General features: G+C 63.4%; 9 protein-coding genes and 1 rRNA gene. 7 read left to right on the top strand and 3 right to left on the bottom strand.

What is annotated here, in order from left to right; genetic code table 11:
* The first annotated feature begins 142 nt into the window (after positions 1-142).
* The gene (locus tag DFS21_RS13180) at positions 143-484 is read left to right on the top strand and encodes a hypothetical protein (protein WP_046857559.1); all 342 of its coding nucleotides are present in this window, start codon (positions 143-145) and stop codon (positions 482-484) included.
* Between the two features lie 54 nt (positions 485-538).
* Here DFS21_RS13180 and lapD read toward each other — a convergent pair whose 3' ends face one another.
* On the bottom strand, positions 539-2,485 hold the full coding sequence (gene lapD, locus DFS21_RS13175) for a cyclic di-GMP receptor LapD (RefSeq protein WP_110700104.1): 1,947 nt from the start codon (positions 2,483-2,485) through the stop codon (positions 539-541).
* A 10-nt stretch (positions 2,486-2,495) separates the two neighbouring features.
* A complete protein-coding gene (lapG, locus tag DFS21_RS13170; protein WP_110700102.1) occupies positions 2,496-3,197 on the bottom strand; it encodes a cysteine protease LapG in 702 nt (233 codons plus the stop codon).
* A 270-nt stretch (positions 3,198-3,467) separates the two neighbouring features.
* Between lapG and DFS21_RS13165 the strand changes: the two genes are divergently transcribed.
* The 6 genes from DFS21_RS13165 (at position 3,468) to DFS21_RS13140 (ending at position 11,042) form a co-directional block, all read left to right on the top strand.
* Positions 3,468-4,160 carry a GntR family transcriptional regulator gene (locus DFS21_RS13165; protein WP_102685160.1) on the top strand — a complete coding sequence of 231 codons (693 nt, stop codon included), beginning with the start codon at positions 3,468-3,470 and terminating at the stop codon, positions 4,158-4,160.
* Between the two features lie 99 nt (positions 4,161-4,259).
* On the top strand, positions 4,260-4,799 hold the full coding sequence (locus tag DFS21_RS13160; RefSeq protein WP_110700100.1) for a hypothetical protein: 540 nt from the start codon (positions 4,260-4,262) through the stop codon (positions 4,797-4,799).
* A gap of 598 nt (positions 4,800-5,397) precedes the next feature.
* Complete coding sequence (locus DFS21_RS13155; RefSeq protein ID WP_110700098.1) at positions 5,398-6,174, top strand: DUF3050 domain-containing protein; 777 nt, start codon at positions 5,398-5,400, stop codon at positions 6,172-6,174.
* On the top strand, positions 6,171-7,100 hold the full coding sequence (locus DFS21_RS13150; RefSeq protein WP_110700096.1) for a diiron oxygenase: 930 nt from the start codon (positions 6,171-6,173) through the stop codon (positions 7,098-7,100). Before DFS21_RS13155 ends, DFS21_RS13150 begins: the two co-directional genes overlap by 4 nt.
* A gap of 10 nt (positions 7,101-7,110) precedes the next feature.
* Complete coding sequence (locus tag DFS21_RS13145; protein ID WP_111532465.1) at positions 7,111-10,542, top strand: amino acid adenylation domain-containing protein; 3,432 nt, start codon at positions 7,111-7,113, stop codon at positions 10,540-10,542.
* Positions 10,543-10,574: 32 nt separating this feature from the next.
* Positions 10,575-11,042, top strand: a complete 468-nt coding sequence (locus DFS21_RS13140; RefSeq protein ID WP_102685165.1) for an SRPBCC family protein — start codon at positions 10,575-10,577, stop codon at positions 11,040-11,042.
* 341 nt (positions 11,043-11,383) lie between these two features.
* Here the strand turns inward: DFS21_RS13140 and rrf are convergent.
* A 5S ribosomal RNA gene (gene rrf / locus DFS21_RS13130) occupies positions 11,384-11,474 on the bottom strand; the annotation flags it as partial.

The following is an 11,474-nucleotide window of genomic DNA, read 5'->3' as shown; positions in this document are numbered from 1 at the left end:
CCGGCAACGGCCGCCGCGTCGGGGGCGGGCTTTCCCCGCCAACGCTTCACGCGCATACTCGTGCACCGGGCCTACACGCCCGGTGAACTTTGCCTATGCTGCTGACTACCAACAAGGAATCATCGTGACGAGGGACGCCGCCATGTTCTACGTGCAACGCGACGCTGACGGCCGTTTGCTGCGAGTGGAAGCCGCCGGGTTTGATGGATTTACGGACATGGTCCCCGCCGACAGTGCCGAGATCCAGGAATGGTTCGCCGACGATGTCGTTGAGAACAGCCTCAAGCAGCTCAAGCAGAGCGATCTGGACATGATCCGGGTGCTGGAAGACCTGATCGAGGTGCTGACTGCCAAAGGCGTGTTCAGCATCACCGACCTGCCGCCCGGCGCCCAGGCCAAATTGCTCAACCGCTCCACCGCGCGCAAGGCGCTGGGTAGCCTGAACAACCTGATCGAGGAAGACGAGGAAGGCGGGCTGATCTGACCATGCTGGCGGCGCATCGCGGTGTGAATTGCCCCGCGATGACGCCGGGTTTGCTCAACGCCAGGGCGCCGGCCCACCCACCAGTTGCCCCTGGATACCCTGCACGCCCATCTCCCGCAGCACCTTCAACTCCCCTTCGGTCTCCACCCGCTCGGCGATCAGCGGCAGGTCGATGCTGTGCGCAGCCCGCTGGATGGCTTCGATGAACAGGCGCTTGTGCCGTTCCTGGTCAATGTTGCGGATATAGCCACCATCGACTTTCAGGTAGGCCAGCCCCAGGTGGGCCAGATTGCCGATCATGCTGAAGCGCCCGCCGAAGCGTTGCAGCGCCAGGCTGAAGCCCAGGGTGCGCAGGCGCCGGGTGAGTTGCTCGAGCACTGACTGCTCGGGCAACTGCTCCTCGCCGATCTCGAAGGTCAGCCGCTGCCCCAGCGCGCCGTGCTGCCCCAACAGTTCATAGACGCGCTGCAACGCCTTGGGGTCGGCCAGGGTGGCGGCCGACAGGTTCAGCGCCAGCGCTTCGCCATGCCCTTGCAGATGCTTGAGCACCTTCTCCAGCACCAGCAGGTCCAGCCGCGCCATCCAGCCGAAGCGCTCCAGCCAGGGCAGGAAGCGGCCGGCCGCCAGGGCTTCGCCCTCCTCGTCGTGCAGGCGCGAGATGACCTTGTAGTGCAGCACCCGCTCCGGCGCCTTGGCGTCCACGACCGGTTGGAAGAACAGTTCGAACTGGCCCTTGCCCAGCGCCTGGTCCAGGCGCGTGTGCCAGGCGTGGTGGCTGTCGGCGGCCTGGCCCGCAGCGCCCTGCTCCAGGCATACCCAGCCCGGCGTGGGCTGGCTCTCGGCGCGGGCCAGGGCCTCGTCGGCAAGCTTGAGCAGCGCTTGCGGGGCATCGCCGGGGCTGTAGGGGGCAAGGCCGATGCAGGCCACCGGGTCGACATCGCTGGCACCGGTCTCGTGCAGGCTCTGCAAGGTAGCCTCCAGGGCCTGGGCCAGCTGGATCGCCTCGTCATGGACCATGCCCGGCGCCAGCACCGCGAACTCGCCGCCACGGCTGCGGGTGATCAGGTCGTTGGTCTCCGGGTAGTTCGCACAGGTACGGCGCAGTTGCTCACCCACCGCCTGCAGCAACTGGTCGGTGCGTTGGCCACCCAGGCGGGCATTGAGCCCGGCCAGGTCCTGGACCCGCAGCAGCAGCAGGTAGCCGGTACGGGCCTCCTCCAGGTTGCTGACCCGGGCATTGAGCTGCATTTCGAAGTAACGTCGATTGGCAAGGCCGGTGAGGCTGTCCTGGTACGACTCCGCCCGCAGCTTCTCGCTGCGCTCGGCCTGCTCGGTGAACAGTGCCTTGAGCTTCTCGACCATCTGGTTCATCGCCTGCACCACTCGGCGCAGCTCGGGGGTGCGTGGCAGCTCGGGCAGGCTGAGGAACTCACGACGGGCGATAGCGTGGGACTGCGCCACCATGTAGTCGAGCGGGCGCAACTGACGGCGCAGCAGCAGTGCCCCAAGCACCGCGCTCACCGCGCCGCACAGCAGCAGCCAGCCAAGGCTGCCCAGGGCGCTCTGCCAGAGTTTGCCCAGGGCAAACATCGGGTGGCTGATCACCTCGACCCGCGCCGCCTGCTGCCAGCCGCGGCTGACGAGGGCATCACCACCGGCCGGCTCCAGGCCGATGAGCTGGATGAACCAGCCCGGCACACCGCCGGCGTCAGGCTCGGCGTGGCGCTCGACCAGCACGGCGTTGGAGTCCAGGTCGATGACCTTGATACTCGAGTAGTAGCCACTGTCGAAAATCGAGCTGACCATCAGCTCGACCATCGCTGGGTCGTCGATGTTCGGCGTCAGCGACAACGCCAGCGCGGTCGCGGCGTCCTGGGCATGGGAACGCAGCTGGTTGACGTACTGGCTGCGCGAGCTCTCCAGGCTGACCATGAAGCTGCCACTGAAGGCGATCACCAGGAACAGGCAAATGGCTAGCAGCAATTGTTTGAACAGTGACATCTGTGCTCCTTCAGTAAACCGGTTCGGCCGGGAACCCTTCGGCCTGCATTTTCTTCAGCAGATCCTGCCAACGCGACAGGCGCTTGGTGTCGCCGACCTTCTTGTTGCCGCCCGCGCCGGTCAGCCACAGGCCTTCACCGTTGAAGGCATACACCGGCAGCAGGTCGGTACGCTGGCTGGCCGGCTTGATCGCGTCCATCAGGCTGTCCAGCACAAGCGGCTGGGCCTGTGGGCTTGAATAATAGGTCAGGACCATGTGCGCACGGTTCTGGCGCAAGGCCTTTACGTAGGTGATGCGTAGCTTTTCCGCCGGAATGCCCATGCGCCGCAGGCTGAAGTACTTGGCGATGGCATAGTCCTCGCAGTCGCCCGCACCCTTTATCAGCGATTGTACCGGCGTGGCCCAGTAATCGACCTCGTGCCACAGGTCGATGTCTTCGACATAGCGCAGCTGCTTGTTGAAGAACAGGTTGACCACCTGCAGCTGCTCCAGTTCGCTGCCCTGCTTCTGTGTCGCCATCAGGTTCTGCCAGGCATCGATACGCCCCTGGCCCGCGCCCATCGGGCCATAGAGCGCCTGGGCGCGGCGACTGATCTGCGAGAAGTCCCAATCAGCCTGGGTGACGCCCAGCCACAGGCAACCGAGCAGCACGGCAAGGCCGAGCCGGCGTGCGGTCGCATTGAGAGGCCAAGGTATCGCCACTGCGGACACCCGTTCAGATCAGTCGAAAGCAGCGATGGTGCGGGCTGGAGACGCAAAAGACAATGGCACCGTGCGATCATGCTGCCAACTGTCGGCAAACCCGCTTCGTACAAGGGCTGGCGACCTTGGCTATCTTCCCAATGCCGGCAACTTGCTTCACGATAGCCGCGTTTTGACTCTGCGCCACGGCGCATCGCTTGATCAATCCGTTTGACAAGCGCACCCTTCCCTCACTAGGGTTATTGGATCCAATTTTCATGTTGCCGAGGCGAACCCCGCGTGGCTGAGAAACCCAAACTCCTGAGCACCGTACTGGGTAGCGAACAAGTACCACCGCACCTGGCCCGGGGTGTTATCGAAGAGCGCCTGCGCAGTGCCATCCTTGATGGCCGCCTGCCCCCGGGCACCGCCGTGCGCCAGCAAGAGCTGGCGACTTTGTTCGGTGTCAGTCGCATGCCTGTGCGCGAGGCGCTGCGCCAACTCGAAGCCCAGTCGCTGCTGCAGGTGGTGATGCACAAAGGCGCCGTGGTAGCGCCATTGATCGGTGAGGACGCCGTCGACACGTACGCCCTGCGCGTACTGCTCGAGACCGAGGCGTTGCGCCAGTCGATCCCCTTGCTCGATGCCGGCGACATCGCCCAGGCCAGGGCTTACATCCGTCAACTGGAGACCGAGACTCGTCATGCCGAAATCGGTCGGCTCAATCGCCTGTTCCACATGGCCCTCTACAGCAAGGCGCAGAACCAGAAACTGCTGCGCATGATCGAGATCGAGCTGAACGAAGAGGAACGCTTCCTGCGTTTCCATCTGTCCTCGATGGGCCTGGGCAAACTCACTCAGGATGACCACATTGCCCTTGTCGATGCCGCCAACGACAGACTGGTGGACGAGGCCGTGAAGCTCCTGGAAGAACACCTCAACCATGCCGCGCGCACCATCAGGAAATACCTCGACAGGCAATCGGCCAACTGATCCTGCCCAACCGCGCAGCCGCCCCAGGCGACCACCCCGCTGCGCCGACACGATCCGCCACAAGGAACGGCAGTGCACGTGCAGACTCGACAGGACACAATGCCCGACCAGCCGCCCAGGATTCGCCTGATCTGCCTGGCAAACACACGGCAGCAACTTGCCCAGTACCGCACCTGGGCAAGGACCCTGAGCGACCCCATCGAGCTGGTCGCGGTCGATGTCCCCTCCATTGCCGACCTCGAACAATCTCTGCCCATTTCCGGGCGCCTGACCCAGGCCCTGGTAGAGCAGCTCCAGCCCTACCTTATGCAGCCACATGCCGTGTTTGCCCAAGGCCTGGGCGCGCACATCGCCTTGGCCTTGATCCAGCAAGTGCAAGGTGCTTGTCCGGGCCTGACCCGTCACTTGTTTGTTTCAAGCTGTGACAGCCCACAATTCAGTACCACTTACCTGCCCCTGCATATCCCCATGACCGTGCTCTATCCGCCGGGCTCGCTGGCGGCGATGCTCGGCTGGCACAGCCTGGTACGCCGGGAGCTGGAGCTGATTGAGCTACCGGTGCAAGCGGTCGATACTTCGCTGCTTAACCAGCGCCTGGTGCGCATCTTCAACGCCCACCTCGGGTTGCTGAGCTTCTAATCCTCCCTTTGCCATCCGTGCGCTGATCAAGGCTTTTCCGCTGCCTGGTCAGTGCCTGGCCATGGCAGTGCCAGCATTTTGGGCACACTCTACCCCCCGCAGCGGCCGCTGATCATCAGACGTGGACCTGGCCGTTTGCCTCCTCATTCACCTGCAGAAGGAACCTGGCACCGGGGCAAGGACCGCAAGCGATCAGCAGCCCCTCAATAGTCACTCTCTCCATCTCCGTTCATTCGTGCTCCGAGTGAGGCATTCACTCTGTGTCATTTTTCTGATCGCTAATTATCGGAAGGAGCACGTATTGCCAAAATAAAACTTACTCAACGTTTTATTCAGGCACTTACATTCCAAGAAAAGTCCGAAGATAAAATAATCAAAAAAACAATTGCGACAAACTTTGAAGTTGTTCTAACTTTTATATCGCCAGCCAAGGGCAGCCAGGCGTCACCGTGGACGCCCAGCCAAACAAGCCCTGCCGGCCTCTGCCTGTTGTTCGAATTCGAGTTTTCACTCGAGGCCGTCATTCGCCCGGCATTTAGTTGCCTTGCAACTTCCAGAGCATAACGCCCTTGTATATCACCTCTAAACGGATCTCATCATGAGCACATTGAAGCGCACACTTTCCGACAAGAAACATGAACTTTCCCTGCACCCGCTATTTTCCGAAATCGACTCTATTGAGACCCTGCGTGGGTTCATGGAAACCCACGTGTTCGCCGTCTGGGACTTCATGTCGCTGACCAAGCGCCTGCAGCAGGAACTGACCTGCGTCAGCCTGCCCTGGCTGCCACCGACAGACCCGGCTGCGGCGCGCCTGATCAACGAGATCGTCCTGGGCGAGGAATCGGACGATCGCCTCGATCATGGTCACTACAGCCACTTCGAGCTGTACCTGGATGCCATGCGCGAAGTCGGTGCCAGCACCCTGGCCATCGAGCGTTTCGTCAGCCTGCAGCAACAAGGCGTCGCGGCATTCGACGCGCTGCAACGCTGCGGCGCCAGTGAAGCCGCGCAGCGGTTCGTTCGCGATACCCTCGAAGTGGCCATCGAGGCACCGCCCCACCAGGTTGCCGCCGCCTTCCTGCACGGGCGGGAAAGCGTCATTCCATCGATGTTCCAGCAGATTCTCGACGAGTGGGGCATCGGCACCGAGCAGGCGCCGACCTTCCGCTACTACCTGCAACGTCACATCGAAGTCGACTCCGAGGACCACGGCCCCGCCGCCGAGCAATTGCTGGCACGCCTGGTCGATCATGATCCGCTGCGCCAGGAAGACGTCTACGTGGCCGCCATCGCCGCAGTGGACAGCCGCATGGCCCTGTGGGACCGCCTGCGTACGTCGCTGAAAACGGCTGTTGCCGAGGTCACCCCATGAATGCCCTCGAGTATCGCTCCTTTGCCGAGGCCTGGGAGGCCAGGGCGACCATTCGCACCCGGCCCCGGCGCCTGGTGGAGGATGACCAGCGCCTGATCTACCCCCTGAGCCGCCAACCCCTGGTTCTTGGCGCGACGTTCCAGCGCGAGTGCCCGCAGCTGCGCGACTTCGTGCTGGTACAGAGCCTCTACAAGTTCATCAATGACGTGGTGATCTTCGAGACCGAGATCGTCGACCGCACCGCCCGGCGCATCGCCAAGGACCGCTTTGCCGTGCGTTTCCCGTTCGCCTGCCGCTACGACGCGATGACCGTGGTGGTGGACGAGGACTATCACGCCCTGGTGGCGATGGACTTCCTGCAGCAGACCATCGCCCTGACCGGGATCGAGCCGATCACCCTGCCCCAGGAAATCGAACTCAGCCGCGCCATTCCAGCCGCGCTGGAACAGGTGCCCGAGGCCCTGCGTGACGCCTTGGAGCTGATCTGCGTGGGCATCGCCGAGAACACCCTGACCGACGATGTCGCGGCCTTTGCCCGCGACGACTCGGTCAAGCCCTCGGTGAAGGGCCTGATGGCCGATCACCTGCTGGACGAAGGTCGTCACTCGAGCTTCTGGGCGCGCCTGACGCGCATCTACTGGCATACCGCGCCCGAGGCGGATCGCCAGATGATCGCCAAGGTACTGCCGTTGTTCCTGCGCCAATACCTGACCAACGACATCCAGCAGGCTTTCGACTGTGCCCTGATCGACGCCTTGCCGGTGACCGACACGGTGCGCCAGGCCCTGCGTGAGGAAGTGCTGGGCCTGGCCTACCCGATCAACCGCCAGCATCCGCTGCTGGGCAACATCCTGCGTTTCTTCCGCAGCAGCTCGATGCTCGAGTCGCCCTGCGTACAGGACGCCTTGCGCGACTATCTACCCTGAGGACCTAGACATGAGACGCCTCGACATACTCCTGGTGGGCACCAGCCCTCCCCTGGAGGAGTTCGCCCGCATGCTCGCCGAGCACGGACATGGCTCGGCCAGGGCCGATAGCGCCCAGGCCTTGCCCCGGCAGCTGTCGGCCCATCCCGACCTGGTGGTGGAGGATGGCAGCCTGGCACTGAGCAGCAGTGATTGGCAGCCCCTGGGCGGCACGCCGCTGCTCAGGCTGCGCCTGGGTGCGAGCTGCGCCGACACCCTGCCGCAACTGGAGGCCCTGTGCTGGTGCGGCAGTGCCAGCGCCCAGCGCCTGATCCATCGCGTGCCGATACACACGCCGCGCTCCGGTAATGGCCAACAACTGCGTGAGGACACCTTGCAAGCCCTGTGCGAGCAACTGGCACTGCAGGTCACCCGCTTCGCCCGCAACCCGTTGCATTTGCAGGAAACGCCTGCGGTGAACCCGGGAGATCAGGAGCGCGAGCACAGCCTGGACTGGCTGGACACTTTGGCTTACCGACATCCGTTCAACCGCACGCTACGCGCCGATTTGCTGGAGAAGGCCGAAACAGACCTGATCGGCGACCTGGAACACAGCCTGCGTGTGTACGCAGAGTGTCACGCCGTGAGCCACGACGGCCTGCGTTGCACTTATGAGCAGCTGCATGCCCGCACCGCCGTCATCCAGCAGGCCTTGTTGCCGCTGTTGCCCAACGCCGGGGAACAGCCGCCTGTGGTCGCCGTGTGCATGGGCAAGTCACCCGAGCTCTACGCCAGCCTGTTGGCGGTGCTGGGCTGCGCCGCCATCTACCTGCCAGTGGATCCGGCCACGCCGGCCGAGCGCCGCCAGCTGATCCTCGACGACGCTGGCGCCTGCGTTCTGCTGCACGACGGTCAGGCGCCTGTGGATATCCCTGATGTTGATGTGCGCAACCTTCCTTTGCCGCAGGACTTGCCGCTGCCCAGCCTGGCGTTGCGCCAGGCTGCCGCCGACCAGGCCTGCGTGGCGATCTACACCTCCGGCACCACCGGCCAACCCAAAGGCGTGTTGCTCACCCAGGGCAACCTGGCGCACTTCATGGCCTGGTATCGCGAGCATGTGGGCTTGGACCGGCACAGCCGGGTCCTGCAGTTCTCCACCATCGGCTTCGACGCCTCGCTACTGGATATCCTGCCGACGTTCGCCTGTGGCGCGGAACTGGTCCTGCCCAGTGAGGACCAGCGTCGCGATCCGCAGCTGCTGATGCAACTTATCCACAGAGAGGAGGTGAGCCACGCGTTCCTGCCACCGGCGCTGCTGAGTATCCTTCCCCGTGATCTGCACCTGGGCCTGCGTCACCTGGTGACCGGTGGCGACGTCTGCGAACCGGAAGTCATCGCTCGATTGGCCGGGCAATGCCACATGCACAACATCTACGGGCCGACCGAAACCACCGTGCTGGCCACGACCCGCGTGTTCGGCGCAGGCGACGACAACCGCAACCTGGGGTTACCGATTGCCAACGCCCAGGTGCTGATACTCGACCAGCACCTGCAGCCGGTTTGTGAGCAGACCCCCGGCGAGCTGTACATCGCCGGGCCAGGTGTCGGCCTGGGTTACCTGAACAATCCCGAACTGAGTGCCGAACGCTTTGTCGAGCTGAGCTTGCCCGCGGGCCGCACACTGCGCGCCTACCGCACGGGAGACATCGGCAAATGGACCGAGCGGGGCATCGAGCTGTGCGGCCGGCGAGACAACCAGGTGAAGATCCGAGGTTTCCGGGTTGAGCCCGAAGAAATCGAGCACTGCCTGCGCGATAGCCAGCTGTTCGCCCAGGTGGCGGTGGTGATCGACGCCCAGCGGCGGGTCCTGGCCTTCCTTGCCCACCCGCAACGGGCCGATGCCGAAGCCTTGCTGCGCGAGCATGCCGAGCGACACCTGCCCGACTACATGCGCCCGACGTTCTATCAGGTACTGCAGCAGATGCCCTATACCGCCAACGGCAAGGTGGATCGCCGGGCGTTGTCGTTGCGTCCACTGGCCTTGCCAACCAGCCAGCGCATCGAACCACGGACCGCGACCGAGGAGCGCCTGCGCCGGCTGTGGAGCACGCTGCTGGAGCTCCCACAAAGCGAAATTTCCGCCGACGACAGCTTCTTCAATCTCGGCGGTCACTCCATCCTGCTGTCGCGCCTGCTGCTGGAGGTCAGGGAGCACTTCGGCCAGGGGGTTGCCATCAACCGCTTCATCGAACAGCCGACCCTGCAGCGCCTGGGCGCGCTGCTCGATGGCGATCACGAGGCGTTGCAGACCTCCCTGGTACGCCTGGAGCAAGACGCCAACCGCGAACTGGACCTGCAAGTGCAACCGATGGAGCGCCTGGGTGATGTGCACAAGGTGATCGTCACCGGAGCCAACAGCTTCCTTGGCGTGCATCTGGTCGAGGCCCTGCTGGAGTGGGGCGCGAGTGAAGTCGCTTGCCTGGTACGCAGCGCCGCAGGGATGTCCGCCGATGAGCGTTTCTCCCAGGCCCTGCGGGACAACCACGTCACCCTGGACCGCAGCCGCGTGCGGGTATTCGAAGCGGACCTGCGTAAGCCACTGCTGGGTCTGGCCCAGGCCGACTACGACTACCTGGACAGCAACTATGGCGCGTTGCTGCACAACGCCGCGCAGGTCAACCATGTACTCGACTACGAGGTACTGGCAGCCGACAACATCGAGCCGTTGTTCGAATGCCTGCGCTTGTGTGAGGGACGGCGCAAGAAGATCTTCAACTTCGTCTCCACCCTGTCCGCCTGCAGCGCCGTGGATGGCGAGGGCCATGTGCTGGAGAGCGACCCCGCAGACACCCCGCCGATCTACATCCGCAATGGCTACAACCTGAGCAAATGGGTCGGCGAGCGCATCCTCAGCCGTGCCCGTGAACAAGGCGTGTGGGTCAACCTGTTCCGTCCCGGCAACATCACCTTCGATAGCCGCACAGGGGCCTGCCAGCCTCAGCGCAACCGGCTGATGCTGATGCTCAAGGGCTCGCTGCAGTTGGGCCAGGTGCCGGAGCTGGAAATCGACTTCGACCTCATGCCGGTGGACTTCCTGTCCCGCTTCATCGCTTTCCACAGCAGCCGTCACCAGGCCGGCCTGTGCGTGTTCAACCTGCATAACCCCGAACCCCTGCGCTGGCGTGACTACCTGGCTTCGTTCCATGCCCAGGGCCATGCCTTCGAACTGGTCAGCATCGAGCAGTGGCAGCGCCAGTTGGCCAGGGTCGATAGCGACAACGCGCTGTACGACGTCCTGGGCTTCTACCTGGACGGTTTCGAAGAAGACATCGGTGACATCTCCGGCATCGCCCACGACAACGCCCGCGCCGGCGTGCAGCGCATGGGCGCGCGTTACCCAAGCAAGGACCCGGCGCTGCTCAGTCGCGGCTGCCGCTACCTGGCCGACATCGGCTTTATCTGATCCCTTTCATGTACAACAGGAGCAACATCCCAATGCAAGCACTCAAACCCGATACCCTGATCCGCAACCCGCAAGGCTGTCTTGTGGTTTCCAGCGTGGAGATCGCCGCACCGGCGGCCAACGTGTGGAACATCGTCGGCAACTTCGCTGGCTTCCCGGTGTTCATTCCTGCCCTGGCGCATATCGAGATGACCGGCAGCGGCGTGCGCTCGGTGCGCAAGAAGCTGTTCAAGGATGGCAACGTGGTGATCGAGCAGTTGAACACCCGTGACGATCAAGCCATGAACATGACCTGGAGCCTGATCTACACCAGCCTGAACATCGGCAATCTGTGGGCGGCCATGCAAGTGCAGGCGATCGACGCCAGCCGCAGCCGTGCGACCTGGACCATCCAGGCCGAGCCATGGGAAGGCGGGCCGGAGGCACTGCCGGGCTTCCAGGCATTTCTGCAGGGCTTTGCCGATGAGGCGATGGGGAATGTGCGTAACCTGCTGAGCTGATATCACTGGAAGGGGCTTGTGCCCCGATGGCAAAAAAGGCCGCTCCCGACCGGGAGCGGCCTTTTTTTGTCTTGAACATCAAGGGAGCTCTTCGGGCTGTGCTGTTGCACAGCAAAAAGAGATCTCTGTAGGAGCGGCTTTAGCCGCGATGCAAGCAACTCGGTGTCTGGCACCCGCTTCGCGGGTGATCGCGGCTGAAGCCGCTCCTACAGGGGCCGTGCTGCGCTTTTGAATACTGCCAGCGCAGGGAGCTGGACGATCTCATACGAGAACTTCACGCATCGATACCCTGAAAAGACAAAGCCCCTGATCGCATCGCGATCAGGGGCTTTGGAATTGAATCTTGACGATGACCTACTCTCACATGGGGAAACCCCACACTACCATCGGCGATGCATCGTTTCACTGCTGAGTTCGGGATGGGATCAGGTG

It is taken from the genome of Pseudomonas sp. 2848 (assembly GCF_003253945.1).
Taxonomy (GTDB): domain Bacteria; phylum Pseudomonadota; class Gammaproteobacteria; order Pseudomonadales; family Pseudomonadaceae; genus Aquipseudomonas.
Note: the sequence above shows the minus strand (reverse complement) of the source record. Positions and strands in the feature narration are given on the sequence as shown.

Coding starts and splice junctions, on each gene's coding strand:
- DFS21_RS13180 (WP_046857559.1), top strand. CDS start 143: ATGTTCTACGTGCAACGCGACGCTGACGGCCGTTTGCTGCGAGTGGAA.
- lapD (WP_110700104.1), bottom strand. CDS start 2,485: ATGTCACTGTTCAAACAATTGCTGCTAGCCATTTGCCTGTTCCTGGTG.
- DFS21_RS13160 (WP_110700100.1), top strand. CDS start 4,260: ATGCCCGACCAGCCGCCCAGGATTCGCCTGATCTGCCTGGCAAACACA.
- DFS21_RS13155 (WP_110700098.1), top strand. CDS start 5,398: ATGAGCACATTGAAGCGCACACTTTCCGACAAGAAACATGAACTTTCC.
- DFS21_RS13150 (WP_110700096.1), top strand. CDS start 6,171: ATGAATGCCCTCGAGTATCGCTCCTTTGCCGAGGCCTGGGAGGCCAGG.
- DFS21_RS13145 (WP_111532465.1), top strand. CDS start 7,111: ATGAGACGCCTCGACATACTCCTGGTGGGCACCAGCCCTCCCCTGGAG.
- DFS21_RS13140 (WP_102685165.1), top strand. CDS start 10,575: ATGCAAGCACTCAAACCCGATACCCTGATCCGCAACCCGCAAGGCTGT.